This window comes from Streptomyces sp. 71268 (genome assembly GCF_029392895.1).
Classification (GTDB): domain Bacteria; phylum Actinomycetota; class Actinomycetes; order Streptomycetales; family Streptomycetaceae; genus Streptomyces.
Genome location: NZ_CP114200.1, coordinates 1,075,835 through 1,100,046, shown reverse-complemented (window position 1 = coordinate 1,100,046; position 24,212 = coordinate 1,075,835). Strand labels below are relative to the sequence as shown.

Here is a 24,212-nt window from a genome sequence, read left to right as displayed (position 1 = left end):
GGCGCCATGCCGGTGCCCCGGCCCACGGGATCTGGTCCGCCGCCCCGTGCGTGAGCCGGCGCGCTCGGCTCCGGGCCCGTGCGCCACCGGGACTCTCGTCCTGCGAGATGAGGGTCCCTCTCAGGGAAGACCCGGGGGCCCAGGCCCAGGTCTCCAACCAGGGGAGTACCGCCTACACCCCCGGGTCATCCTCCGGGAGGCCCGCTAATCGGTACGAGGGCATGACGCCCAGCCCCGGGCCGCGGACCTAATGTTGAGCTCAAGCGGCGGGCGCAGCACTCGTCCCCCGAGGTCAGACGCTCGCCGCCCCAAGCAGACAAGAGGAGGGGACGATGGCGGTCACCGCAGGACGCACGGACTTCCAAGCACAGCAGGGGCGCTTGCCCACCGCGCTTGGCACCCGGCGACCGGGGACGCGCCACCCGCTGGTGGCGGCGGCCATGGTGCTGCCGGTCGCCGCACTCCTCGCGGTCGTGTTCGGCGGCTGGGAAGCCGTCGTCACACAGACGTCGTCCGTGGTCGGAATACTGGAGCGCTAGTCGCTCCGGGCCCGGGAGAGCGGCCCGGGCCGGGGACTTCCGGTCATTAACCCCGTGGGGACGGGGGTGCGGCGGACGGCACGCAGCTCGGACGGCCGACGGCCATGGCGAGGCATCACTCGCCGCGGCCACGGCCCCCGGGCAGAGAAGGGCCCTGGTGCCTCGATGGGGATCGAGGAGCCAGGGCCCTCGTGCGTGCCGGCCCGGCGCCCCCACCCTCGTCAGCCCACCCCGACCGGCGGCCGCGCCCCGCACCGCCACCGTCACCGCGTGCCCGCACCCCGCGTCGTCGGCGGTGACGCGTACGATCCCCCCACCGCCTCGGGGCCGCGCCGCGTCCCCGCACCACCACAGGGGTCTCGTGAACACCGAATCCGCCGCCCCGGGCGCCGCCGTTCGCCCGCCGGACGTGGCGAGCGCGGGCCGCATAGCCGCCCTCGTACGCCACCTGCCCACGCCGGGGCACGGCACGGGAGCCGAGCCACAGGTGCTCGCCGACCGACCGGACGGGACGGTCGTACGGTTCGGGCCGGTCGTCTGCAAGGTGCACGCCGCCGACAGCGACCCGGCCGAGCTGGCGGCCCGGCTGCGCGTCGCGGCCCACCCGCGCCTACGCGACTGCCTCCTCGCACCCCTCCCCATCGCCTCGCCGCCCCTCCCGTCCTCCCGCCCGGCGCCCGGGCCGGCCCCATCCCACCCCAGCGCGGCGGGTCCCGCCCCGGCCAGGCCCCTGCTCGCGCCGGTGAGCGACGGACGCATGGCGAGCCTGTGGCCCTACGGGGTGCCCATCTCCCCCGACGATCGGAAGGCCGCGCCCTGGGAGGCGTTGGGCATCCTGCTCGCCCGGCTGCACCGGGTGCCGGTGGACGCGCTACCCGGGCCCGTACCGCCGATGCGGGGACCGGCGAAGGTGGCCGCAGCGCTGGATCGGCTGCGCGCCGCGCCCGTTCCCGTCGCCACCTCGCCCGCCGCCCGCGCCGTCCACGGGGCCGCCGCGGCGCTGCCCGCCTGGGCGCGCGGCGCGGCCCCCGCGCCCCGGACCGACCACCTGTGCCACGGGGACCTGCACCTGGGCCAACTGGTGGGCTCCCCGCCGACCAGCCCGTTCCCAGAAGGAGCGGCGGCCGACGGGTGGCTGCTCATCGACGTCGACGACCTCGGGCACGGCGATCCGGCCTGGGATCTGGCCCGCCCCGCCGCCTGGTTCGCCACCGGGCTGCTCGACCCCGACGAGTGGACCCGCCTGTTGACCGCCTACCGGACGGCGGGCGGTACGGCGGCGGGGGAGGGCGACGACCCCTGGCCCCGGCTGGACGTGCCCGCCCGGGCGTTGACCGTGCAGAGCGCGGCGTTGGGACTGGCCAAGGCCGCCGCCGCGGGGCGCGCGCTGGAGGCGGCCGAGCAGGCCATGGTCGACGCCTGCGCGCGCATGACGGGCGGCCCCACCGCGCCCGACGCGGGCCTGCCGACCTCCCCACCCGCCTGAGGGGCCGCCATCGCGCGCGCCCGCGCGGGAGTTCCGTACCCGATGCCCCGAACCAGGGGCGGGCGGCGGGGGCGCACGCCGTAGGGTGAACTCATCGCCGCCGGGCGCCTGTTCCGGTGGCGCTGATGCCGATGGCTAGGAGTTGAGCGGACCATGCAGTGTCCCAAGTGTCATGCGCCGATGCACACGTACAACCGCAACGGCGTGCAGATCGAGCAGTGCAGTGGCTGCCGGGGGATCTTTCTGGACTACGGGGAGCTTGAGTCGCTGACGCAGCTTGAGTCGCAGTGGATGCAGCAGGCCCCGCCGCCCCCGCCCGCCCCGGGCCCGGCCCCGCAGGCGTACCCCGCGGCTCCCGCCTGGGGCGCCGCCCACCAGGGGCACCACGGCCACCACGGCCGGCGGCGCGGCTTTGGGCACATGCTGTTCTCGTCCTGACCGCCCGCGCGGGGACCGTGGCCCGGCCCGACACCGGGCCACGGTCCCCGCGCCCGCGTGCCGGGCCCGCGCACGTCAAACGGCCGGTGGCCGGAGCGACGAGGCTCCGGCCACCGGCCGTGAAGTGTGGACGATACTGGGATTGAACCAGTGACCTCTTCCGTGTCAGGGAAGCGCTCTCCCGCTGAGCTAATCGTCCGGGATGGTGCGTTACCGCGTGCGCGATACTGGGATTGAACCAGTGACCTCTTCCGTGTCAGGGAAGCGCTCTCCCGCTGAGCTAATCGCGCGGGATCGTCAGCCCCGAAAGGCCGACGAGTGATCCTCAGGGATCTGGGTCGTGCGGGACCCGAAGGTCCAGTGGACGATACTGGGATTGAACCAGTGACCTCTTCCGTGTCAGGGAAGCGCTCTCCCGCTGAGCTAATCGTCCGAGGTGGAGACGGGATTTGAACCCGTGTAGACGGCTTTGCAGGCCGTTGCCTCGCCTCTCGGCCACTCCACCAGGAGCGAAGGACGAATCCTTCACTTCGAGCGGACGACGAGATTCGAACTCGCGACCCTCACCTTGGCAAGGTGATGCTCTACCAACTGAGCCACGTCCGCAGTTGTCGTTGTCCAGAACGCTTCCGTGTCCCGGCGACGTGTTGAACTCTAGCGGATTCCTGGGCCAGCTCAAATTCCGTTTCCGCAGCGTGCTGCGGTGGTCACCACCCCACAGCGGTCTTCGCGCCCCCGCCATAGACTCGCCACCGTGTACGACCTGCCGCCCCTGGCCCGCTTCGGCGGACGCCTCGCCACCGACCTGCGCGACGTCACCAGCGATCCCGCCGCCCTGGAATCGTCGGGCTTCTGGGCCGTGGTCGCCGACTTCGAGGGCCGGCTGACCTGCGCCCGCTTCGGCGACGTGCGCCCCGCGCCGGTGCCGAGGCCGGTCCCGGGCGCCTGGCGCGGCCCCACCGTGGACGCCTGGACCTCCTCCCTGGACCGGGCCGCGTACACGGCCGGCGTGCGCCGTATCCGGCAGCACATCGCGGCGGGCGAGGTGTACCAGGCCAACCTCTGCCGGGTGCTCTCCGCGCCGCTGCCACTCGCGCCCGGGGGCGCCCCCGCCGACGTGGACGCGCTGACCGCTGTGCTGGCCCGGGGCAACCCCGCCCCGTACGCCGGCACGGTCCGGCTCCCCGCGCACGGCGTCGAGGTGGCCACGGCGTCGCCGGAGCTGTTCGTGCGACGGACCGGCCGCGTGGTCGAGTCCGGTCCGATCAAGGGGACCGGGCGGGTCGCGGACGAGCTGCTGGAGAAGGACTACGCCGAGAACGTGATGATCGTGGACCTGGTCCGCAACGACCTGGGCCGGGTCTGTGCCACCGGCTCGGTGACGGTGCCCGCGCTGTGCGCCGTGGAGCCGCACCCCGGCCTGGTCCACCTGGTCTCCACGGTGCGCGGCGAACTGGCCGACGGCGCGGGGTGGCCCGAGCTGCTGACCGCCACCTTCCCGCCCGGCTCGGTGACCGGCGCCCCCAAGTCCAGCGCACTGGCGATCATCGACGCGCTGGAGACGACGCCGCGCGGCCCGTACTGCGGCGGCGTCGGCTGGGTGGACGCCGACCGGCGCACCGGCGAGGTGGCCGTAGGCATCCGTACCTTCTGGATCGACCGCGCCCCCAGCTACCCCTCGCCCGCGACCGCCGCCGGCGGCCCGGTGCTGTGCTTCGGCACCGGAGCCGGCATCACCTGGGGCTCCGACCCGGAGCGGGAGTGGTGCGAGACCGAACTGAAGGCGTCGCGCCTGCTCGCGGTAGCGTCGGGGGCACAACAGGCGGCAGAGGGGACGACACGGTGACGATCTGGCTCGATGGGGCACTGCGGGACGAGAGCGAGGCCCGCGTTTCGGTCTTCGACCACGGCATAACGGTCGGTGACGGCATATTCGAAACGCTCAAGGCCGTCGACGGCGTCCCCTTCGCGCTCACCCGCCACCTGGACCGGCTCGCCACCTCGGCCCGCGGCCTGGGGCTGGCCGAGCCCGACGCCGACGAGGTGCGCCGGGCCGTCGCCGCCGTACTGGCCGACAACCCCATGCCGCTGGGACGGCTGCGGATCACCTACACCGGCGGGCTCGCGCCGCTCGGCTCCGACCGAGGCCAGTCGGCCCCCACGCTCGTCGTGGCGCTCAGCCCGACCGACCCGAGCCCCGACACCACCGCGGCGATCACCGTCCCCTGGACCCGCAACGAGCGCAGCGCCCTCGCCGGTCTGAAGTCCACCTCGTACGCGGAGAACGTCGTGGCCCTGAGCGCGGCGCGCCAGCAGGGCGCGTCCGAGGCGCTGTTCGCCAACACCGTGGGGCAGCTCTGCGAGGGCACCGGCTCCAACGTCTTCCTCGTCATCGACGGCGAGCTGCACACCCCACCGCTGACCTCCGGTTGCCTGCCGGGCATCACCCGCGCGCTGGTCGTGGAGTGGGTGGGCGCCAAGGAGACGGACCTGCCGCTGTCGGCGCTCGACGACGCCGAGGAGATCTTCCTGACCTCCACCCTGCGCGACGTCCAGGCCGTGCACCGACTCGGCCCCGAGGGCACGGGCCGCACCCTGACGCCGGCGCCCGGCGAGGTGACCCGCGCGGCCATGCGGACCTTCGCCGAACGCGCGGCGGCCGACTCCGACCCCCGCTAGCGCACGCCAACCGGCGCCGACCCCACCGGGACGGTTCGGCGCGGCTGCCACGCACGGTGCGTACGCACGCGGTCGTACGGGTCCGGTCGTACGGCCCGGGCGAGCGCTACCGGGTCCGGGAGAACCGGTGACGGGTGCCCAGTCCGGCGGGTAGAACAACCACGTGACCACCACCTTGCGACCGACCGCCCCGCCGCACGAGTCCGCCGACGGGGTCCGCTCCCGCGCGTACGAGGTGTGCGTCAACGGCCGTCCCGTCGGCACCGCCGAACTGAGCACCGACGCCCGGTTCGGCGGAAGTCTCGGGAAGATACGGCACCTGAGCATCGCCGAAGGCGATCGGCGGCGCGGGCGCGGCACCGTGGCCGCGCTCGCCGCGGAGGAGGTGCTGCGCGGCTGGGGCTGCACCCAGGTGTCGGCCTCCGTGCCGGCCGACGCCCACGGCGCCCTCGCCCTGACCACCGCCCTCGGCTACACCACGCGCGGCCACAACATGGTCAAGGACCTGACCGAGTCGCCCGAGCTGCCGCAGGCGAGCGGTGTCCGACCGATGACCGACGCGGAGTACCCCGAGTGGTTCGCCCGGGAGCGGGCCGGCTACATCCGTAGCTGGGTGGACCGCGGCGTGCCCGAGGAAGCGGCCACGACGAAGGCCGACGCCGACTACGCCACCCTGCTCCCCGACGGACCCGCGACCCCCTCCGTCCTGCTCCGGGTGCTCACCCACGAGGACGTCACCCGTGGGCACATCTGGATCGCGCTCGGCGACCGCTCCGAGAACGGCGAGGGCGCGTACGTCTACGCCGTCGAGGTCGCGCCCGAGCACCGCGGCCAGGGGCACGGCCGCAGCCTGCTGCTGGTCGCCGAGCGCGAGAGCCTGGCCGCCGGCGTCACCCGGCTCGGCCTGCACGTCTTCGCCGACAACACGCCGGCGGTCCGGCTGTACGAGTCGCTGGGATACCGGTACGTCGTCACGCACATGGTCAAGTCGCTGAGCTAGGCCCGGCCCCGCCGCAACCGCCGGGAGGAACGAGCGGGCCCGCAGCGGGCCCGCTCCGGCCGTCCGCTACCGCGCTCCACCCGCGTCAAGCAGCCGGTCCGCGATCTCGATGATCCGCTCCCGCAGCCCCTCCTGGCTCTTCCCGCCGTCCAGCCGCTCGCCGCCGATCTCGTACGTCGGGGTGCCGGTGACCCCGATCGCCTGCCCCTCGGCCTGGTCGGCGTCCACGACCAGCAGGTGCCGGCCGTCGATCAGGGCCGTGTCCAACTCGTCGGCGTCCAGGCCGAGTTCCCGCGCCACCTCCACGAGCACCGGCACCCCGCGCGCGTCCAGGTCGGCCACCCGCTCCAGCACCGCCTCCACGTACGGCCAGCCCTGCCCCTGCGCCGCGGCCTCCTCCGCCGCCTGGGCCGCCGCGTACGCGTGCGGGTGCTTGGCCAACGGGAAGTGCCGCAGCCGGACGTCCAGGGCGTCGCCGTAGCGGGCCCGCAGCTCCCGCAGGTCAGCGAGGGCCGAGCGGCAGTCGGGGCACTGGAGCTCGCACCACACGTCGAGGACGACGGGGGAGCTGGGGGAGTCGGAGCGGGGGGAAGCGGCGGAGTCATTCGGGCTCATGGGAGCAGTCTTCCAGCCTCCGGGGGAGTAGCCACACTCGGACCTGCGGAGGACACGCTCCCCCGAGATGTCCCGGATATCGCATCGTGACCGGACCCGATCGTGGCTGAACGCTCGCCCGACGGTGCACGATGGAAGGGACAGCACCCGACGAGCAGGAGGACCGCATGCTGACCTCGACGCTGTGCGCCGCACTGTCGGCCGCGGGCCTGGGCATCGCCGCCATGACGGCGTACCGCAAGCGGTTCCTCGCGGCGACCCGGATCGCCGCGTACGCGCTCGTGCCGCTGGGGCTGGCCATGACCGGGATAGCCGACTGGATCAGCGACCTGGTGTTCAAGCCCTCCGTGTGGCTCGGCTTCGGGGTGCTCGCCGTCTCCGCGCTGCTGTTCGTGATCTGCCGCGCCGTCGAGCGCCGCTCCGATGAGGGCGGCACCCGCAAGGAGCGCAGGGCAGCGGCGGCGGCCCAGCGCGCGGCGCTGGCACCGGAGGCGTCCGCGCCCTCGCTCGGTGGTGCCCAGGCCCCCGCGCAGCAGCCCCGGCGCAAGGCCAAGGCGAAGACGAGTGGCGGCGGCGACGAGTTCGCCGATATCGAGGCGATCCTGAAGAAGCACGGAATCTAGCGAACTATCCCCCGTGCGGGGGGCGTTCGCCGTTGCCGATGACCCGGCTCCTGGATCATCGGGCAGCGATGTCGCACTCACCCGGGGAACGCACCCCCGCCCCAGGACCCGTGTCAGCACCCGCGCCGGGCACCACTCAGGCACCCGCCCCGGAGCACCAGGAGGCGCGCGGTTGCCTGTACGCGCTGTCCCAGCCGCCGCTGATGCTCTTCCTCAGCGTGATCGCCACCCTGCTCCTGCTGGCCGCGGTCCACGACCTCTACCGCTGGTGAGCCGCCGCCGCAGCAGCCCGCCCCCGCCGCCCGGCCCGGCAACGTGTCGCGCGTGCGCCCGGGCCGCCTCAGACCCCGGCTTCCCGGCGCCGGGCCCGGTAGGCGGCCACGTGCAGGCGGTTGCCGCAGGTCCGGCTGTCGCAGTAGCGGCGCGAACGGTTCCGCGACAGGTCGACGAAGGCCCGCTGGCAGTCCGGGGCCTCACACCGCCGCAGCCGCTCCCGCTCACCCGCCACCAGCAGGAAGGCCAACGCCATGCCACCGTCGGCGGCGAGGTGGTCGGCGATCGAGGCGCCCGGCGCGAAGTAGTGCACGTGCCAGTCGTATCCGTCGTGGTCGGTGAGCTGTGGCGTGGTGCCCGCGGCGGCCACCATGGCGTTGAGCAGGGCCGCCGCGCTCGGCGTGTCGGTGGCCGCGAAGACCTCGACGAACCGCGCCCGCGTCGCGTGCACGGCCACCAGATCGCGCTTGCCGAGCGTGCCCACGTCGCTGATCGCGTGCCGGGTGACGAAGTCGCCCAGCGCCGCCACGTCGGGCAGACCGTCGGGCTCGGCACCCTCGGGCATCGTGTTCACCAGATCGACGACCGCGTCGAGCGCGCACCGGGTGTCGTGGTTGATCAGCACCATCTGCTCCCTGGCCGGCTGGGTCGGCGGCTGCCCTTCGACTTCCGTGACTCTAGCGGCTGGGAGCGACGACGGTGCCGTCACCGCGGTCAGAACCGGGCGACGGCACCGTCGTCTCTCGTGTGCGATTGTCGAGTGCCCGCCGTGTCGCGAACCGTCTCCCCGAGTCGGACGGCCCCACGCGGGCGGGAGCCGGCGCGTCGCGATGCGTGACCGCGAGGCGTCAGCCCGTGCGCGAGATCAGCTCTCGGCCAGGATGTGCGACAGCTCCGTATCCAGGTCGAAGTGCCGGTGCTCGGTGCCTGGCGGCACGGCGGCGTCTGTTCGCTTCAGGAAGGATTCCAGGGCCCGCGCCGGGGCTTCGAGCAGTGCCTCACCCTCCGGAGAGCTCAGGGCGATGCAGACGACGCCCTGACCGTGGCTGCGGGACGGCCAGACACGGACGTCGCCGGTGCCCGTGGGCCGGTGCAGGCCCTCGGCGAGCAGGTCGCGGGCGAACACCCACTCGACCGTCTCTTCGGCTCCGGTGTGGAAGGTGGCGTGCACGGCATAGGGATCGGCCGTGTCATACCGCAGGCCCGCGGGTACAGGCAGTGAGGACTCGCTCGACACAACGAGGCGCAGGTGCAGCTCGCAGCTGACCGTGGTGTTCATAAGCGCCAGGGCCTTTCGCTCAGTGTGCGCTCGGGGATTCGCACGTCGGCGAAATCGACATGCCACCTACGGTGCCGTTGTAAACCCCTCTGCCCGTTTTGCGGGTCTTCGGGTCGCTCGGCTGGCCGACCCCTCGTTCGCTTAAATCCGCCATTCCAGTGAAGCTGTGCGATCCGGTAGGTTGGCAAGTATGAACGCGGAGAGTGACGGGCGGCGGATGGGCACCGTAACGCCCACACCACCCGATACGGGGGACAGCGAAGAGCACGGAAAGGCCGAGCCAGTGCTCGGCTCACGGGCGCCGCACTTCATCAAGAGATCGCGCGCCCTGCACCTGAGCTGGCAGGTCGGCGTCTTCGTGGTGGGCCTCGCGGTGGTCATCGTGGGCATCATCATGCTGCCGCTGCCCGGACCCGGCTGGTTGGTCATCTTCGGCGGCGTAGGGATCTGGGCCACCGAGTTCGTCTGGGCCCAGCTCGTCCTGCGCTGGACCAAGCGCAAGGTCAGCGAAGCCACCCAGCGCGCCCTCGACCCCAAGGTCCGCCGCCGCAACATCATCCTGACCGTCATCGGCCTGGTGATCGTGGCCGCGGCCCTGGCGGTGTACGTCTGGAAGTTCGGCATCGTCATGCCGTGGAAGATCGACGAGTGACCCACCCGTGGTCATAGGCACGGCCTGACATGCGGTAATGTTGGCCGGGCTGAGGGCGATTAGCTCAGTGGGAGAGCGCTTCGTTCACACCGAAGAGGTCACTGGTTCGAACCCAGTATCGCCCACGAAAGCGATAGGCGACTCGTGTCCGCGGAAAGCGCGGACCGGGTCGCCTTCGTCGTTTCTGCTCGGCTTCGCCTCGCTGGGCGGGGGCTCCGCCACCCGCACCCCCGGGGCCCGGCGGGGTGGGGCCGTGGCGTGGGGTGGGGCTGGCTCGGCTTCGCCATCGCGGGGTGGGGCTGGCTCGGCTTCGCCGGAGCGGGGATGGTTCGGCTTCGCGATCGCGGGGTGGGCCTGGCTCGGCTTCGCCGGAGCGGGGATGGCTCGGCTTCGCCGTCGCGGGGTGGTGTCTGGGCTTGGTTGCGCGATCGGCGGTGGGCTCGGTGTGGTTGCGGGGCCTTGAGGGGTGGTGGGCGGGGCAGGCTGGGGGCATGGCTGGTTGGCATCACTATCGATTTCGCAGCTCGTGGGCGCTCGCCGCGTCGCCTGACGTCGTGTACGCGGTGCTGGAGCGGGCCGAGGAGTATCCGGCCTGGTGGCCGCAGGTGCGCGCGGCCGAAGCGGAGGGTGGGTTCAGTGGGTCGCTGCGGGTTCGTTCGTTCCTGCCGTACGACCTTCGCCTCGCCGCGCGGGCCACGCGGCGTGACCCCGTGGCGCGGGTGTTGGAGATCGCGATGACCGGGGACCTGGAGGGCTGGGCGCGGTGGACCGTGCGGGCCGGTGCGCGGGGTGGGGAGAGTCGGGCGCTCTTCGAGCAGGAGGTCGAGTTGTGCAAGCCTCTCCTGCGGCGCCTGGGGTTGCCGTGCCGGCCGTTCCTCGTCCTCAACCACGCGCTGATGATGCGCGGCGGCCAGCGCGGGCTGCGGTCCTTGCTGGCCGTCGGGCCCGGGTAGCGAACGCGGTTTGAACAACGGTCGTCGCGACCTGTATTGTTCAACTCGTTCGCGGGAAAGCCCCCAGGGAAAACCGCCGAATAGCCGGGCGATTAGCTCAGTGGGAGAGCGCTTCGTTCACACCGAAGAGGTCACTGGTTCGAACCCAGTATCGCCCACCCGGAATCGATAAGGCGCCGTACTCCATGAGGAGTGCGGCGTTTTGCGTTGCCCCTCGCGCATTCCTCGATGGTGTAGCTGGATACACCCCGACATGGGGGAGTGCTCCATGGTGGGCCCTGCCACCGCGTACCTACCGTGAACCGCGATGGAGTCGGCGGCGAGGAAGGTGGCGAAGATGAGCGGTGCGACCAAGGCCGTGCTGTGGCTGATGCTCGGGCTGTGCCTGGGGGCCAACGTGATCCTGACCGTGGTGCTCGACGGTGGCGGGACGGAGACGGTGTTGAGCGTGCTGACCGGCGTCTGCGCCCTCGCGGCCGGTGTGGGGCTGGCCGCCGCGCGTCGGGCCGAGCGCTGAGCCGACCCTCCGCGTGCTGGCCGGGCGCGCCGCGTGGGCCGGCTGGCCTCGTACCCGCCTCGTGTGACGGGGAGTTAGCGGACCGTGCGGCGCGCGCAGGGTCCGGGTGGGGCAGGGGTGGGGCCCGGCCGAGGGGCGGGGGTGCGGCGAACCGTTTCGCGGGAGGGGTGCCCCGCTCGGTACGATTCGTGTCGCGCAGTGTTCGCTGTCGCGCGACCCATACGTCAGGAGAGACCGGTGTCAGACGTCCGTGTGATCATCCAACGCGATTCCGAGCGGGAAGAACGCGTGGTCACGACGGGCACGACGGCCGCCGCGCTATTCGAGGGCGAGCGCTCCGTGGTCGCCGCCCGGGTGGCCGGCGAGCTGAAGGACCTGGCGTACGAGGTGGCCGACGGCGATGCCGTCGAGCCCGTCGACATCACCTCCGAGGACGGCCTGAACATCCTGCGGCACTCCACCGCGCACGTGATGGCGCAGGCCGTGCAGGAGCTGTTCCCGGACGCCAAGCTCGGCATCGGCCCGCCCATCCGGGACGGCTTCTACTACGACTTCGACGTCGAGAACCCCTTCCACCCCGACGATCTCAAGCGCATCGAGAAGAAGATGCAGGAGATCCAGAAGCGCGGCCAGCGGTTCTCGCGCCGTGCGGTCACCGACGAGGCGGCCCGCGAGGAGCTGGCGGACGAGCCGTACAAGCTGGAGCTGATCGGGCTCAAGGGCTCCGCGGCCGACGCCGCCGAGGGCGCGTCCGCCGAGGTCGGCGCCGGCGAGCTGACGATCTACGACAACCTCGACGCCAAGACCGGCGAACTGTGCTGGAAGGACCTGTGCCGCGGCCCGCACCTGCCGTCGACGCGGGCCATCCCCGCCTTCAAGCTGATGCGCTCGGCCGCCGCGTACTGGCGGGGCAGCGAGAAGAACCCCCAGCTCCAGCGCATCTACGGCACCGCGTGGCCGACCAAGGACGAGCTCAAGGCGCACCTGGAGTTCCTCGCCGAGGCCGAGAAGCGCGACCACCGCAAGCTCGGCTCCGAGCTGGACCTGTTCTCCATCCCCGAGGAGCTGGGCTCCGGCCTCGCGGTCTTCCACCCCAAGGGTGGCGTGGTGCGCAAGGTCATGGAGGACTACTCGCGCCGGCGGCACGAGGAGGCGGAGTACGAGTTCGTCAACACCCCGCACATCTCGAAGGAGAAGCTCTTCGAGACCTCGGGGCACCTGCCGAACTACGCCGACGGCATGTTCCCGCCGCTGGAGTTCGACGGGCAGAACTACCGGCTCAAGGCCATGAACTGCCCCATGCACAACCTGATCTTCAAGGCGCGCGGGCGCTCCTACCGGGAGCTGCCGTTGCGCATGTTCGAGTTCGGCACGGTCTACCGGTACGAGAAGTCGGGCGTCGTGCACGGCCTCACCCGGGCCCGCGGCTTCACGCAGGACGACTCGCACATCTACTGCACCAAGGAGCAGATGCCGCAGGAGCTGGACGACCTGCTCACCTTCGTGCTGAACCTACTGCGCGACTACGGCCTGAACGAGTTCGAGCTGGAGCTGTCCACCCGCGACCCCGAGTCCGACAAGTTCATCGGCGAGGACGCGGAGTGGGAGGAGGCCACCGAGGCGCTGCGGCTGGCGGCCGAGAAGCAGGGCCTGCCGCTGGTGCCCGACCCGGGCGGGGCGGCGTACTACGGGCCGAAGATCTCCGTACAGGCCAAGGACGCCATCGGGCGCTCCTGGCAGATGAGCACCATCCAGGTGGACTTCCAGCAGCCCAAGCGGTTCAACCTGGAGTACACGGCCGCCGACGGCTCGCGGCAGCAGCCCGTCATGATCCACCGGGCGCTCTTCGGCTCCATCGAGCGGTTCTTCGCGGTGCTCCTCGAGCACTACGCGGGCGCCTTCCCGGCCTGGCTGGCCCCGGTGCAGGCGGTCGGCATCCCCATCGGCGACGGGCACGTGCCCTACCTGGCGGAGTTCGCGGCCGAGGCCAAGGCCAAGGGGCTGCGGATCGAGGTCGACTCCTCGTCGGACCGGATGCAGAAGAAGATCCGCAACGCGCAGAAGGCGAAGATCCCCTTCATGGTCATCGCGGGCGACGAGGACGTGGCCGCCGGCGCGGTCAGCTTCCGCTACCGCGACGGCTCGCAGAAGAACGGCATCCCGCGGGCGGAGGCCATCGCGGAGATCGTGGACGCCGTGGAGCGCCGCGTCCAGGTGTGAGTGACCGGGGCCCCCGCCGTCTCGCCCCCGGGCGAGCGGCGGGGGCCCTGGCGTCGCCGGGCCCGGCGCTGGTCGGGCCGGCCGGGCGGGCGGCGAGCCGCCCGGGGCGCCCCGCACCACCGCCCCACCGGGGAATATGCTGGCGCGCATGACGAGTGAGCCGGAGCAGCAGATCGGAGTCGGCACCCAGGACGCCTTCCAGCGCCTGTGGACGCCGCATCGGATGGCGTACATCCAGGGCGAGAACAAGCCGACCGGTCCGGGCGCTGATGACGGCTGTCCGTTCTGCACGATCCCCGACAAGAGCGACGAGGACGGTTTGATCATCGCCCGGGGCCAGCACGTGTACGCGGTGCTGAACCTGTACCCGTACACCTCCGGGCACCTCATGTCGGTCCCCTTCCGACACGTCGCCGACTACACCGAGCTGCGGGCCGACGAGACGGCCGAACTCGCCGAGTTCACCAAGGCCGCCATGACCGCGCTGCGCACCGCCTCCGGCGCGCACGGCTTCAACATCGGCATGAACCAGGGCAGCGTCGCGGGGGCCGGCATCGCCGCGCACCTGCACCAGCACGTGGTGCCGCGCTGGGGCGGCGACACGAACTTCATGCCCATCGTGGCCACCACCCGCGTCCTGCCCCAACTGCTGGCCGACACCCGGCAGTTGCTCGCGGACGTCTGGCCGCTGTCCTGACCTGGGCCGCTGACCCCGCCGGCTCGCCCCGCCGCCCGACCACACACCAGCGGCCCGCCCCCGGATGACCGGGGGCGGGCCGCTGGTGTGTGGTGTCGGTCGGGCCGTGGCCGCTACGCGTCGTACAGGTCGGCCTTGCGGGGCGTCGCGTCCTGCACCGCGCCGCTGAGGGCGAGCGAACGGTTGCCGAAGCGCTCGGTGTCCACGCCGTTGTCGCGCAGCACCCGCAGCGCCGCGTCGTGCACCACGCGCAGTACCGGGGTCGCGGCGCGCAGCGCGTCGTCCGCCATGAAGCGGTGCCGCCAGGGCTTGTCGGCCCAGGCGTGCCGCAGGCCGAAGGGCTCGGGCAGGGTGAGCTTGCCGCCGAGGTAGTCGAGGAGCGGCGGGTACCAGGTGAAGGGGGCCCGGGCCGCGAGCCGCACCACCTCGCTGGCCTCGACCAGCGGCTGCGGAATGCTCCGGGTCTCCCAGAACTTGATGGTCTTGTTGACCGTCTTGGTCTTCGGTGACGGCTTGGTCGTGAAGAGCGGGTGGACCGGGCCCAGGGCGTGCCCCGTCACCTCGATGCGCAGCGTCTTGTGCAGCACGGTCACGGTGATGAGCATGGTGATCACGAGCTGGCCGTCCCAGAGCACGAACTGCACGCCCAGGTAGTGCCGGTCACCGCTGTCGAACTGCTGGTCGTTGCAGATGCGCTGCAACTCCACGCCCTTGACCTGGAAGCCCTCCTCCTCCGTGCTCCCGCTGCGGGCCACCGACTTGGCGCCCTCACCGACGGCGGAGACCACCCAGTGCCGCACGGAGGGGGTGGGGAAGCCACCGGTGTGCAGCGGGCCGCGCTCCAGCAGCTTGAGCTGGTCGTGGATGGCCTTTATGACGTCCCAGCTACGGAACGGGTTGATCTCCTTGCCCGCCTCGCTGGGCACCAGGTCCTCGGCGAGCTGCCAGGTGCCCCAGCGGGTGCCCATGCCCAGTATTCCCTTGGGCCCGGCGTAGAAGACGATGTTGCTGTGCTGCTCGGCGGTGAGCTTCTCCAGGTTCTTGCGCAACTGCTCGGCCGCCGTCTCGCCGGGGTTGCGGGGCACGGCCTCGGGCACCTTGGCGCCCAGGCCGCCGCCGGTCAGCAGCGCGGTCCAGCGCTCGCGCAGGTCCTTGGCGGTGCGCTCGCTGATCTGCTTCGCGATGAACCAACCCACCACCGGCGCGACCAGCATGACGCGGGCGTAGATCCACCAGAAGTCGTCCACCGGCGCCTTGATCATCCCGAACACGACGAGCCCGGCGACGATCAGCGCCAGCAGGACGCCGAGGGCGCCGGCACGCTTGTTCTTCGAGCCCGCCAGCGTGCGCCGGACCTGGAAGGCGGCGAGCCAGAGCAGCACGCCGGGCAGGAACAGCAACCCGAAGACGACCATGACGACGGTCAGCCGCGCGTCCCGGGTCTTGCGGATGCGGTTGGCCGCCAGGCAGTGCTCGACCACGGTCTGTGGCTCTATGCCGAAGGACTGGATGATCTGGTTGCGGGCGCCGCCGAGCATGCGGACCTGGACGGCGCGCGAGAACGCCTCTCCGAGGTTGGGCTCGAAGAGGGAGAACCGCGGCGGCTTGACCTCGGAGACCGTCCACTCGGAGTTGGCGTCGAGCAGCTTGCTGACCTCGCTGTCGCGGTAGGCGGCCGAGGCGAGCGCCTGTGTCGCGGCCGTCTGCCCCGCCGCCCCGGAGAGCGGCACCTGTGCCCCGGGACTGAAGTCGAATCCATCCGCCGTCACTACCGCCCCCAATGCCACAGGCCTGCGTTGCTGCGGCTTGTTCCCGACTGGCATTCTCGACACGTGTCCCGCGCCGCAGCGGCTCGCCGCTGAGCCGCCCTCCAGCGTATCCGTGGCGGGTGCCGCCTGTCCTCACCGCCTCGAAAGCCGTCCACGGCAGGGCCGTTGAGGGCGACGGCGTGCGTACTATGCCTGGCTTTTCGCCGGTTCGCGCATGCGCTCGGCGAGCTGAGGGGGCATCGGCTCGTGGCGCACGTACGAGCGGTCGAAGCGGCCCGTGCCGTGCGAGAGCGAGCGGAGGTCCACGGCGTAGCGGCTGATCTCCCACTCCGGCACCTCGGCCCGTACCAGCGTGAGGCCGGAGCCGGTCTGCTCGGTGCCCACCACGCGGCCACGGCGCCCGGACAGATCGCTCATCACGGCCCCGACGTACTCGTCCGCGATGCTCACGCGCAGCTCACACACCGGTTCCAGCAGGTCGATGCGGCAGTCGGCGGCGGCCTCGCGTAGCGCCAGCGCGCCGGCGGTCTGGAACGCGGCGTCGGAGGAGTCCACCGAGTGCGCCTTGCCGTCCACCAGCGTGACGCGGACGTCCACCAGCGGGTAGCCGGCCGCGACGCCGCGCGCCGCCTGTGCGCGCACGCCCTTCTCCACGGACGGCACGAACTGCCGGGGGACGGCCCCGCCGACGACCTTGTCCACGAACTCGACGCCGGAGCCGGCCGGCAGCGGCTCCACCTCGATCTCGCAGATGGCGTACTGGCCGTGGCCGCCGGACTGCTTGACGTGCCGGCCCCGGCCGCTGGCCGCGGCGCCGAACGTCTCGCGCAGCGACACCTTGTGCGGCACCGCGTCCACACGCACCCCGTACCGGGCGCGCAGCCGCTCCAACACGACGTCCACGTGCGCCTCGCCCAGGCACCACAGCACCACCTGGTGGGTGTCCGGGTTGTGTTCGAGGCGCATCGTCGGGTCCTCGGCGACCAGTCGCGCGAGGCCCTGGGAGAGCTTGTCCTCGTCGGCCTTGCTGTGTGCCTCGATGGCGATCGGCAGCAGCGGCTCCGGCATCACCCACGGTTCCATCAGGAGCGGGTCGTCCTTGGCGGAGAGGGTGTCGCCGGTCTCGGCCCGGCTCAGCTTGCCCACGCACGCCAGGTCGCCCGCGACGGCCTGCGGCACGGTGTGCTGCTGCTTGCCGAAGGGCGCGGACAGCGCGCCGACGCGCTCGTCCACGTCGTGGTCCTCGTGGCCCCGGTCTTCGAGGCCGTGCCCGGAGACGTGCACCGTCTCGTCGGGGCGCAGCGTGCCGGAGAAGATCCGTACCAGCGAGACGCGGCCGACGTACGGGTCGGACGAGGTCTTCACGACCTCGGCGGCCAGCGGGCCCGCCGGATCACAGGTGAGGGCGGGACGCGGCGCGCCCTGGGGTGTGGTCACGGCCGGGGGCACGCGCTCCAGCGGCGTGGGGAAGCCGCCGGTGATCAGCTCCAGGAGTTCGGTGGTGCCAAGCCCCTGGCGGGAGCCGTCCGCGGCCGGGGCGGCGGCCAGCACCGGGTGGAAGGAGCCGCGCGCCACCGCCCGCTCCAGGTCCTCGATGAGCGTCTTGACGTCGATGTCCTCGCCGCCGAGGTAGCGGTCCATGAGGGTCTCGTCCTCGCTCTCGGCGATGATGCCCTCGATGAGCCGGTTGCGGGCCGCGGCCACCAGGGGGGCCTCTTCCGCGTCCGGGGGACGCTGGGTGCGTTCGCCCGATCCGTAGTCGTGGACCTGTTCCGAGAGCAGCCCGATCAGCCCGGTGACCGGGCGGTGCCCGTCGGGGCCCGCGGCGCCGTGCAGGGGCAGGTACAGCGGCAGCACCGCGTCGGGGTCGTCGCCGCCGAAGGCTTCGCGGCAGGTCTCGGTCATCTCGTCGAAGTCGGCGCGAGCTGCCTCCAAATGGGTGATGACGATGGCCCGGGGCATGCCGACGGCGGCGCACTCCTGCCACACCATGCGCGTCGCGCCGTCCACGCCGTCCGCGGCGGACACCACGAAAAGGGCCGCGTCCGCGGCTCGCAGACCGGCCCTCAGCTCCCCGACGAAGTCGGCGTAGCCTGGTGTGTCCAGTAGGTTGATCTTGATGCCGCCCCATTCGACGGGGACCAGCGAGAGCTGTACGGACCGGTGCTGGCGGTGCTCGATCGCGTCGTAGTCGGACAGGCAGCCCCCGTCCTCGACCCGGCCGGCCCGGTTCACCGCCCCGGTGGCCAGCGCCAGCGCCTCCACCAGCGTGGTCTTGCCCGCCCCGCTGTGGCCGACCAGCACCACGTTCCGGATCGCGCTGGGGCGGTCGGCCGTCGGCGCCCTGCCGGCGGCCCCTGGATGCGTGCTCGTCTTGTCGCCCATGTGTCTCGACCTCCCGGTTGACACCCGCGTCCTTCGAGCTTTCCACCGTGGTCATGGCGCGTCCATACGTCGCACATGGCCCCGTAACCCCGCACGCCGGGCCCGCCCCACGCCCATCCACCACCCCGTCGCCGCCCCGCTGCCCACTACCCCGTCGCCGCCCGCCCCGGGGCGAGCGGGCGACCCGGTGGGCGAGAGCGGACGACGGGCGGAGGACTGGCCGGACGACTGGCGGTCGACGGGTGGGCGAGGGCGGCTGCTCGGGGCGGCCGGTGCGGGTCGGTGGCCCGCCGCGGTGCCCGCCCGCCGCTGGTCGCGGCGCCCCAGGTCGCCAGGCGATGGCGCGCGTGCACGGCGCACCACGGCGCGTGGCTACGATGGGCCAGCCGGTGGCCTGCTGACCACGCGGCCCGTTTCGACCCTTCGGGAAGGCCATGCTGAACAAGTACGCGCGTGCGTTCTTCACGCGTGTTCTCACGCCGTTCGCCGCCCTGCTCATCCGGCTCGGGGTCAGCCCCGACGCCGTGACCCTCATCGGAACCGGTGGGGTCATGGCCGGCGCGCTGGTCTTCTACCCCCAGGGCGAGTTCTTCTGGGGCACGGTGGTCATCACCCTGTTCGTCTTCTCCGACCTGGTCGACGGCAACATGGCGCGCCAGCTCGGCCGCTCAAGCCGCTGGGGCGCCTTCCTCGACTCGACGCTCGACCGGGTCGCCGACGGCGCGATCTTCGGCGGGCTCGCCCTGTGGTACGCCGGTGGCGGCGACAGCGTCACGCTGTGCGCGGTGACCATCTTCTGCCTGGCCAGCGGCCAGGTCGTGTCGTACACCAAGGCCCGCGGCGAGTCCATCGGGCTGCCGGTGAACGTCAACGGCCTCGTCGAGCGCGCCGAGCGGCTGGTCGTCTCGCTGGTCGCGTGCGGCTTCTCGGGGCTGCACAAGTTCGGCGTCCCGCACATCGACATCCTGCTGCCGATCGCGCTGTGGGCGGTCGGCGTGGGCAGCCTGGTCACGCTGGTCCAGCGCGTGGTCACGGTGCGGCGCGAGGCACTTGAGGCGGACGCCGAGAACGGCGAGGGCGCCTCGGAGTCCACCGCCGCGGCCGGCGCCTCGGCCCGCAGGGGGAGCGAGCGGGCGTGAGGGAACGCCTGACCGACGGGCTCTACGGACTGGGCTGGAGCACCCTCAAGGCGCTGCCCGACCCGGTCGTCACCCGCCTCGGCCGGCAGGCCGCCGACGCCGTGTGGCGCCGCCGCGGCGCCGGGGTGCGCCAGTTGGAGGCGAACCTGGCGCGGGTGGTGCCGGACCCGACCGCGCGCCGCCTGGCCGCGCTCTCCCGACTCGGCATGCGCTCGTACACGCGCTACTGGCTGGAGTCCTTCCGGCTGCCGACCTGGAGCGAGGACCGCATCCGCGACAGCTTCGCGCCGACCGGCCTGCACCACCTGGAGAAGGGCCTGGCCAGCGGGCGCGGAGTGGTCCTGGCTCTGCCGCACCTGGCCAACTACGACCTGGCCGGGGCGTGGGTCACCACCAAGCTCGGGGTGCCGTTCACCACCGTCATGGAGCGGCTCAAGCCCGAGACGCTCTACGACCGGTTCGTCGCCTACCGCGAGGGCCTGGGCATGGAGGTGTTGCCGCACACCGGCGGCAGCGCGTTCGGCGCGCTCGCGCGGCGGCTGCGCGCCGGCGGCCTGGTGTGCCTGGTCGCCGACCGCGACCTGTCGGCGTCCGGCGTCGAGGTGACCTTCTTCGGCGAGACCACGAAGATGCCCGGCGGGCCCGCCTCGCTGGCCGTGCGCACCGGGGCGCTGCTGCTGCCGGTGACGCTCTGGTACGACCGGTCGCCGATCATGCGGGGTCGGGTGCACCCGGCGATCGAGGACCCGGGCACCGGCACCCGCGCCGAGCGGACCGCCGTGATGACCCAGCGCCTCGCCGACGTCTTCGCCGAGGGCATCGCGGATCACCCCTACGACTGGCACATGCTGCAACGGCTGTGGCTCAGCGATCTCGACCCCCGCCCAGCGACCCCCGGCAGCCCCGGAACGGAGCCGAGTTGAGAATCGGGATCGTCTGCCCGTACTCGTGGGACGTCCCCGGTGGCGTGCAATTTCACATCCGTGACCTGGCGGAACACCTCATCCGCAGCGGGCACCAGGTGTCGGTGCTCGCCCCCGCCGACGAGGACACACCCCTGCCGTCCTACGCCGTCTCCGCCGGTCGGGCCGTACCCGTTCCGTACAACGGCTCGGTCGCCCGGCTGAACTTCGGGTTCCTGTCCGCCGCCCGGGTGCGCCGCTGGCTGAACGAGGGCGACTTCGACGTGATCCACATCCACGAGCCCACCTCGCCCTCGCTCGGCCTGCTGGCGTGCTGGGCGGCACAGGGGCCGATCGTGGCCACCTTCCACACCTCCAACCCGCGCTCGCGGGCGATGATCGCCGCGTACCCGATCCTGCAGGCCGCGCTGGAGAAGATCAGCGCGCGGATCGCGGTCAGCGAGTACGCCAGGCGCACCCTCGTCGAGCACCTGGGCGGCGACGCCGTGGTCATCCCCAACGGCGTGGACGTCGACTTCTTCGCCCGGGCCCAGCCCAGGCCGGAGTGGTCGGGAGCGTCGACCGGCGGCGCCGACGGGGAGACCATCGGGTTCATCGGTCGCATCGACGAGCCGCGCAAGGGGCTGCCGGTGCTGATGCGCGCGCTCCCCGAGATCCTGGCCGAGCGCCCACGGACCCGACTGCTGGTCGCCGGCCGCGGCGACGAGGAGGAGGCCGTCGCCGACCTGCCCGAGGCCGTACGGGACCGGGTGGAGTTCCTCGGCATGGTCAGCGACGAGGACAAGGCCCGGCTGCTGCGCAGCGTGGACCTGTACGTGGCGCCCAACACCGGCGGCGAGAGCTTCGGGATCATCCTGGTCGAGGCGATGTCGGCGGGCGCGCCGGTGCTGGCCAGCGACCTGGACGCGTTCGCCCAGGTGCTCGACCAGGGCGAGGCGGGCGAACTGTTCCGCAACGAGGACGCGAGCGCGCTGGCCGAGGCCGCGGTGCGGCTGCTGGCCGACCCGGGGCGGCGGGCCGCGTTGCGCGACCGTGGCTCCCGGCACGTGCGGCGCTTCGACTGGGTCACGGTCGGCGCGGACATCCTGGCCGTGTACGAGACGGTCACCGCGGGCGCGGCCTCGGTGGCCACCGACGAGCGATCGACGCCACGCTTCCGGTTCGGACTCAGCCGCGAGTAGCCGTGAACCCGGCGGACGCGGGGCCGGGGCGGACCGTGGGTGGGCTCGGGTGGTGCCCGGGAGCCGGTACCGTGACCCCGCGTGACCACTTTGATCTGGATCGCGGTCGTTCTCCTCGCCATCGCCGGATATCTGCTGTGGACGGCCGGCCGCCTGGACCGGCTGCACACCCGGCTGGACGCGACCCGCGCGGCGCTGGACGCGCAGTTGCTACGACGCGCCTCGGTGGCCCAGGAGTTGGCCACCTCGAGCCTGCTCGACCCGGCCGCCTCGATCGTGCTCTACCAGGCCGCACAGGCCGCGCGGCAGGCCGAGGAGGAGCATCGGGAGGTGGCCGAGAGCGAGCTGAGCCAGGCGCTGCGCGCGGTCTTCGCCGAGTCCGCCCAGGTGGAGGCGGTGCAGCAGGCGCCGGGCGGCGACGCGGCGATGGGGGAGTTGGTGGAGGCGGTCCGCCGGGTGCCGATGGCCAGGCGGTTCCACAACGACGCGGTGCGCGCGGCGCGGGCCCTGCGCCGGCACCGCAAGGTGCGCTGGTTCCGGCTCGCGGGCCACGCGCCGTTCCCGCTGGCCTTCGAGATGGACGACGAACTGCCGGCCGCGCTGGCCGACCGGGTGGCGTGAGGCGCGCCGCCTACCCCCGGTCGCCCGGTGCCCGCCCGCCGACCGCCGCCGGACCCGCGCCGGCCGGGCCGTCGACCGGAGCCCCGGCGGCCCCCGGCGCCGGGACGAACGGGCAGGCCACGTCCACCACCGGCTCGTCGGGGGACGCGGCCGTCGCCCAGTTCGGGTGGTAGACCTCCCGCGAGGGGCCGCCACGGGCGTACCCCCGCGCGCCTGGCCAGGCGCCGACCGCGTCGTGGGCGGCGGCCATCGCCGCGTACCCGGTCTCCCGCCGGGCCAGGGTGGTGTACGCCTCGCGGTGGGCGGGCTCGACGCGTACCGCGATCCGTGGGCCCGGCTCGACCGCGTTCCGGGTCGGGACGCACACCTCGACCAGCCCGTCAAAGTCCTCGCCGACCAGGCCGTGGTACGCGGCGAAGACCGGCCCCGACAGACAGGCGTCGGCCTGCCGGAGGTGGTGGAAGAGCACCTCGGTGGCCTCGGCGAGGAAGCCGGGCAACTCGGCGGCGCCCACGTGCCGCCGGACGCAGACGACCCTCTGCTCGGGCACGGCACGCTCGGCGATCGCGTACGCGGCGGGGCCGTCGCCGGTCAGCACGTGGCGCGCGTGGTCGACGGCCGCCCGGCGGGCGGCGTGCTCGGCCCGCCGCTCACGCCAGTAGGCGTCGAGCAGTCGCGACGAGCGCGCGGCGTCGGCGTCCAGCACCTCGGCGACGCGGGCCAGCGGCATGCCCGCCGCGCGCAGCAGCGCGATGCGGCGGGCCCGCTCCACCTGGTCGGGGCCGTAGCGGCGGAACCCGGTGCGCGGGTCGACGTGCGCGGGTGACAGCAGCCCCCGGTCCCCGTACAGCCGCAGCGCCTTGGGGCTCAGCCGCGTGCGGCCCGCCAGCTCTCCGATGGTGATCAGTTCCCCGGCGATCAGTTCCTCGTTCACGCGGCCACTGTGCCCCCTGCCCCAGGGGCAGGGGCAATGCCCGGGGCGGGAAACCCGGGGCCGGGCACGGGGCCGCTTTCGGTGGGTGTTGGTCCGGCGGCCGGCGTCCGGCGCGGTCCGCGGGGGGTGCCCCGACCAGTCAACGAGCCACCTGCCCCGGATTGGCCCTTGCCGCCGAGGGCTACCAACGGGTTTTGTCAGAGGTGTAGCACTATCGGCCCGAACCTGGACCGGAAGGCCATTCCGACCCTCGTTTCGAACGGGCCTACGATAGGACCATTCGCGCTATTCGTATCGAGTGAGGTCACACCGTGTCGAGCACGTCCCCCAGCACGCCTGAAACCGCTTCCCAGCACCCCGAGACCGGCACCGCCCGCGTCAAGCGCGGCATGGCCGAGCAGCTCAAGGGCGGCGTGATCATGGACGTCGTCACGCCGGAGGAGGCGAAGATCGCCGAGGACGCGGGCGCCGTCGCGGTGATGGCCCTGGAGCGCGTCCCGGCCGACATCCGCAAGGACGGCGGCGTGGCCCGGATGTCCGACCCGGACATGATCGACGGCATCATCAACGCCGTCTCCATCCCCGTGATGGCCAAGTCCCGCATCGGCCACTTCGTCGAGGCCCAGGTGCTCCAGTCGCTCGGCGTGGACTACATCGACGAGTCCGAGGTCCTCACCCCCGCCGACGAGGTCAACCACAGCGACAAGTGGGCCTTCACCACCCCCTTCGTCTGCGGCGCCACCAACCTCGGCGAGGCCCTGCGCCGCATCGCCGAGGGCGCGGCCATGATCCGCTCCAAGGGCGAGGCCGGCACCGGCAACGTCGTCGAGGCCGTGCGCCACCTGCGCCAGATCAAGGGCGAGATCGGCCGGCTGCGCTCGCTCGACCACAACGAGCTGTTCGCCGCGGCCAAGGAGCTGCGCGCCCCGTACGAGCTGGTCAAGGAGGTCGCCGAGCTGGGCAAGCTGCCGGTCGTGCTGTTCTCCGCCGGTGGCGTGGCCACCCCCGCCGACGCCGCGCTCATGCGCCAGCTCGGCGCCGAGGGTGTCTTCGTCGGCTCGGGCATCTTCAAGTCCGGCGACCCGGCCAAGCGCGCCGCCGCCATCGTGAAGGCCACCACCTTCTACGACGACCCCAAGGTCATCGCGGACGCCTCCCGCGACCTGGGCGAGGCCATGGTCGGCATCAACTGCGACACCCTCCCCGAGTCGGAGCGCTACGCCAACCGCGGTTGGTGAACCGGCCCCGGCCGATGTGAGCGGCGGGCGGCCCCGCGCCAGCGCGGGGCC

24 protein-coding genes and 7 tRNA genes are annotated in these 24,212 nt (G+C 72.7%); 20 read left to right on the top strand and 11 right to left on the bottom strand.

Going from position 1 to position 24,212, the window contains the following annotated elements; all coding sequences use genetic code 11:
• The first annotated feature begins 332 nt into the window (after nt 1-332).
• The 3 genes from OYE22_RS04130 (at nt 333) to OYE22_RS04120 (ending at nt 2,463) form a co-directional block, all read left to right on the top strand.
• Nucleotides 333-539, top strand: a complete 207-nt coding sequence (locus OYE22_RS04130; protein ID WP_277319129.1) for a hypothetical protein — start codon at nt 333-335, stop codon at nt 537-539.
• Nucleotides 540-966: 427 nt separating this feature from the next.
• Complete coding sequence (locus OYE22_RS04125; RefSeq protein WP_277323974.1) at nt 967-2,025, top strand: phosphotransferase; 1,059 nt, start codon at nt 967-969, stop codon at nt 2,023-2,025.
• Nucleotides 2,026-2,178: 153 nt separating this feature from the next.
• Nucleotides 2,179-2,463, top strand: coding sequence for a zf-TFIIB domain-containing protein (locus OYE22_RS04120; protein WP_277319128.1), 285 nt, complete (start codon nt 2,179-2,181; stop codon nt 2,461-2,463).
• A 127-nt stretch (nt 2,464-2,590) separates the two neighbouring features.
• Here OYE22_RS04120 and OYE22_RS04115 read toward each other — a convergent pair.
• The 5 genes from OYE22_RS04115 to OYE22_RS04095 form a co-directional block, all read right to left on the bottom strand.
• Nucleotides 2,591-2,662, bottom strand: a tRNA-Val gene (locus OYE22_RS04115).
• Nucleotides 2,663-2,681: 19 nt separating this feature from the next.
• Nucleotides 2,682-2,753 (bottom strand) — tRNA-Val (locus OYE22_RS04110).
• 71 nt (nt 2,754-2,824) lie between these two features.
• Nucleotides 2,825-2,896 (bottom strand) — tRNA-Val (locus OYE22_RS04105).
• A gap of 1 nt (nt 2,897) precedes the next feature.
• Nucleotides 2,898-2,968 (bottom strand) — tRNA-Cys (locus tag OYE22_RS04100).
• 28 nt (nt 2,969-2,996) lie between these two features.
• Nucleotides 2,997-3,069, bottom strand: a tRNA-Gly gene (locus tag OYE22_RS04095).
• A gap of 148 nt (nt 3,070-3,217) precedes the next feature.
• Between OYE22_RS04095 and OYE22_RS04090 the strand changes: the two genes are divergently transcribed.
• The 3 genes from OYE22_RS04090 to OYE22_RS04080 all read left to right on the top strand — a co-directional run bounded on the left by OYE22_RS04090 (nt 3,218) and on the right by OYE22_RS04080 (nt 6,142).
• Nucleotides 3,218-4,309: a chorismate-binding protein gene (locus OYE22_RS04090; protein WP_277319127.1), complete on the top strand. Its 1,092-nt coding sequence runs from the start codon at nt 3,218-3,220 to the stop codon at nt 4,307-4,309.
• On the top strand, nt 4,306-5,142 hold the full coding sequence (locus tag OYE22_RS04085; RefSeq protein ID WP_277319126.1) for an aminodeoxychorismate lyase: 837 nt from the start codon (nt 4,306-4,308) through the stop codon (nt 5,140-5,142). The genes OYE22_RS04090 and OYE22_RS04085 overlap by 4 nt, the downstream gene beginning before the upstream one ends.
• Nucleotides 5,143-5,305: 163 nt before the next feature.
• The gene (locus tag OYE22_RS04080) at nt 5,306-6,142 is read left to right on the top strand and encodes a GNAT family N-acetyltransferase (RefSeq protein ID WP_277319125.1); all 837 of its coding nucleotides are present in this window, start codon (nt 5,306-5,308) and stop codon (nt 6,140-6,142) included.
• Nucleotides 6,143-6,208: 66 nt separating this feature from the next.
• Here the strand turns inward: OYE22_RS04080 and OYE22_RS04075 are convergent, their stop codons facing one another.
• Nucleotides 6,209-6,757, bottom strand: a complete 549-nt coding sequence (locus tag OYE22_RS04075; RefSeq protein WP_277319124.1) for a DsbA family protein — start codon at nt 6,755-6,757, stop codon at nt 6,209-6,211.
• A 167-nt stretch (nt 6,758-6,924) separates the two neighbouring features.
• Between OYE22_RS04075 and OYE22_RS04070 the strand changes: the two genes are divergently transcribed.
• Both OYE22_RS04070 and OYE22_RS04065 read left to right on the top strand, forming a co-directional pair.
• On the top strand, nt 6,925-7,380 hold the full coding sequence (locus OYE22_RS04070; RefSeq protein ID WP_277323973.1) for a hypothetical protein: 456 nt from the start codon (nt 6,925-6,927) through the stop codon (nt 7,378-7,380).
• A gap of 110 nt (nt 7,381-7,490) precedes the next feature.
• Nucleotides 7,491-7,652 carry a hypothetical protein gene (locus OYE22_RS04065; protein WP_277319123.1) on the top strand — a complete coding sequence of 54 codons (162 nt, stop codon included), beginning with the start codon at nt 7,491-7,493 and terminating at the stop codon, nt 7,650-7,652.
• A 68-nt stretch (nt 7,653-7,720) separates the two neighbouring features.
• Here the strand turns inward: OYE22_RS04065 and OYE22_RS04060 are convergent, their stop codons facing one another.
• Together OYE22_RS04060 and OYE22_RS04055 are read right to left on the bottom strand one after the other, a co-directional pair.
• A complete protein-coding gene (locus OYE22_RS04060; protein WP_277323972.1) occupies nt 7,721-8,278 on the bottom strand; it encodes a CGNR zinc finger domain-containing protein in 558 nt (185 codons plus the stop codon).
• 240 nt (nt 8,279-8,518) lie between these two features.
• Nucleotides 8,519-8,932, bottom strand: coding sequence for an SsgA family sporulation/cell division regulator (locus tag OYE22_RS04055; RefSeq protein ID WP_003959770.1), 414 nt, complete (start codon nt 8,930-8,932; stop codon nt 8,519-8,521).
• A gap of 217 nt (nt 8,933-9,149) precedes the next feature.
• On the opposite strand from OYE22_RS04055, the gene OYE22_RS04050 reads away from it, so the two are divergent.
• From OYE22_RS04050 to OYE22_RS04020, 7 genes are all read left to right on the top strand, one after another.
• Nucleotides 9,150-9,584, top strand: coding sequence for a TIGR02611 family protein (locus tag OYE22_RS04050; RefSeq protein ID WP_277323971.1), 435 nt, complete (start codon nt 9,150-9,152; stop codon nt 9,582-9,584).
• A gap of 53 nt (nt 9,585-9,637) precedes the next feature.
• Nucleotides 9,638-9,709: transfer RNA gene (locus OYE22_RS04045), tRNA-Val, on the top strand.
• Between the two features lie 366 nt (nt 9,710-10,075).
• Nucleotides 10,076-10,537: an SRPBCC family protein gene (locus OYE22_RS04040; protein ID WP_277319122.1), complete on the top strand. Its 462-nt coding sequence runs from the start codon at nt 10,076-10,078 to the stop codon at nt 10,535-10,537.
• An 86-nt stretch (nt 10,538-10,623) separates the two neighbouring features.
• A tRNA-Val gene (locus OYE22_RS04035) sits at nt 10,624-10,695 on the top strand.
• A gap of 179 nt (nt 10,696-10,874) precedes the next feature.
• Nucleotides 10,875-11,054: a hypothetical protein gene (locus OYE22_RS04030; protein ID WP_277319121.1), complete on the top strand. Its 180-nt coding sequence runs from the start codon at nt 10,875-10,877 to the stop codon at nt 11,052-11,054.
• Between the two features lie 237 nt (nt 11,055-11,291).
• Nucleotides 11,292-13,274: a threonine--tRNA ligase gene (thrS, locus tag OYE22_RS04025; protein ID WP_277319120.1), complete on the top strand. Its 1,983-nt coding sequence runs from the start codon at nt 11,292-11,294 to the stop codon at nt 13,272-13,274.
• Between the two features lie 136 nt (nt 13,275-13,410).
• The gene (locus tag OYE22_RS04020) at nt 13,411-13,971 is read left to right on the top strand and encodes an HIT domain-containing protein (RefSeq protein ID WP_277319119.1); all 561 of its coding nucleotides are present in this window, start codon (nt 13,411-13,413) and stop codon (nt 13,969-13,971) included.
• Nucleotides 13,972-14,084: 113 nt separating this feature from the next.
• On the opposite strand, the gene OYE22_RS04015 is transcribed toward OYE22_RS04020, so the two are convergent.
• Both OYE22_RS04015 and OYE22_RS04010 read right to left on the bottom strand, forming a co-directional pair.
• A complete protein-coding gene (locus OYE22_RS04015) occupies nt 14,085-15,740 on the bottom strand; it encodes a hypothetical protein (RefSeq protein ID WP_277319118.1) in 1,656 nt (551 codons plus the stop codon).
• A 186-nt stretch (nt 15,741-15,926) separates the two neighbouring features.
• The gene (locus OYE22_RS04010) at nt 15,927-18,125 is read right to left on the bottom strand and encodes an elongation factor G-like protein EF-G2 (protein WP_277319117.1); all 2,199 of its coding nucleotides are present in this window, start codon (nt 18,123-18,125) and stop codon (nt 15,927-15,929) included.
• A 434-nt stretch (nt 18,126-18,559) separates the two neighbouring features.
• Between OYE22_RS04010 and pgsA the strand changes: the two genes are divergently transcribed.
• The 4 genes from pgsA to OYE22_RS03990 all read left to right on the top strand — a co-directional run bounded on the left by pgsA (nt 18,560) and on the right by OYE22_RS03990 (nt 21,989).
• Nucleotides 18,560-19,264, top strand: a complete 705-nt coding sequence (pgsA, locus tag OYE22_RS04005; RefSeq protein WP_277319116.1) for a phosphatidylinositol phosphate synthase — start codon at nt 18,560-18,562, stop codon at nt 19,262-19,264.
• Nucleotides 19,261-20,187 (top strand): phosphatidylinositol mannoside acyltransferase, encoded by a 927-nt coding sequence (locus OYE22_RS04000; RefSeq protein WP_277319115.1) that lies wholly within the window; start codon nt 19,261-19,263, stop codon nt 20,185-20,187. Before pgsA ends, OYE22_RS04000 begins: the two co-directional genes overlap by 4 nt.
• Complete coding sequence (locus tag OYE22_RS03995) at nt 20,184-21,368, top strand: glycosyltransferase family 4 protein (RefSeq protein WP_277319114.1); 1,185 nt, start codon at nt 20,184-20,186, stop codon at nt 21,366-21,368. The genes OYE22_RS04000 and OYE22_RS03995 overlap by 4 nt, the downstream gene beginning before the upstream one ends.
• A gap of 81 nt (nt 21,369-21,449) precedes the next feature.
• Nucleotides 21,450-21,989, top strand: a complete 540-nt coding sequence (locus tag OYE22_RS03990) for a hypothetical protein (protein WP_176164976.1) — start codon at nt 21,450-21,452, stop codon at nt 21,987-21,989.
• Nucleotides 21,990-21,999: 10 nt separating this feature from the next.
• Here the strand turns inward: OYE22_RS03990 and OYE22_RS03985 are convergent, their stop codons facing one another.
• Nucleotides 22,000-22,923, bottom strand: a complete 924-nt coding sequence (locus tag OYE22_RS03985; protein WP_277319113.1) for a MerR family transcriptional regulator — start codon at nt 22,921-22,923, stop codon at nt 22,000-22,002.
• 311 nt (nt 22,924-23,234) lie between these two features.
• On the opposite strand from OYE22_RS03985, the gene pdxS reads away from it, so the two are divergent.
• Complete coding sequence (gene pdxS / locus OYE22_RS03980) at nt 23,235-24,161, top strand: pyridoxal 5'-phosphate synthase lyase subunit PdxS (protein ID WP_277319112.1); 927 nt, start codon at nt 23,235-23,237, stop codon at nt 24,159-24,161.
• Nucleotides 24,162-24,212: the final 51 nt, after the last annotated feature.

Excerpts from the sequence above, each read along its gene's own strand:
- OYE22_RS04020 (WP_277319119.1), top strand. The coding sequence starts at position 13,411 with ATGCTGGCGCGCATGACGAGTGAGCCGGAGCAGCAGATCGGAGTCGGC.
- OYE22_RS04075 (WP_277319124.1), bottom strand. The coding sequence starts at position 6,757 with ATGAGCCCGAATGACTCCGCCGCTTCCCCCCGCTCCGACTCCCCCAGC.
- OYE22_RS04130 (WP_277319129.1), top strand. The coding sequence starts at position 333 with ATGGCGGTCACCGCAGGACGCACGGACTTCCAAGCACAGCAGGGGCGC.
- pgsA (WP_277319116.1), top strand. The coding sequence starts at position 18,560 with ATGCTGAACAAGTACGCGCGTGCGTTCTTCACGCGTGTTCTCACGCCG.
- OYE22_RS04030 (WP_277319121.1), top strand. The coding sequence starts at position 10,875 with ATGAGCGGTGCGACCAAGGCCGTGCTGTGGCTGATGCTCGGGCTGTGC.
- OYE22_RS04120 (WP_277319128.1), top strand. The coding sequence starts at position 2,179 with ATGCAGTGTCCCAAGTGTCATGCGCCGATGCACACGTACAACCGCAAC.
- OYE22_RS04055 (WP_003959770.1), bottom strand. The coding sequence starts at position 8,932 with ATGAACACCACGGTCAGCTGCGAGCTGCACCTGCGCCTCGTTGTGTCG.
- OYE22_RS04050 (WP_277323971.1), top strand. The coding sequence starts at position 9,150 with ATGGGCACCGTAACGCCCACACCACCCGATACGGGGGACAGCGAAGAG.
- OYE22_RS04010 (WP_277319117.1), bottom strand. The coding sequence starts at position 18,125 with ATGGGCGACAAGACGAGCACGCATCCAGGGGCCGCCGGCAGGGCGCCG.
- OYE22_RS04040 (WP_277319122.1), top strand. The coding sequence starts at position 10,076 with ATGGCTGGTTGGCATCACTATCGATTTCGCAGCTCGTGGGCGCTCGCC.
- OYE22_RS04070 (WP_277323973.1), top strand. The coding sequence starts at position 6,925 with ATGCTGACCTCGACGCTGTGCGCCGCACTGTCGGCCGCGGGCCTGGGC.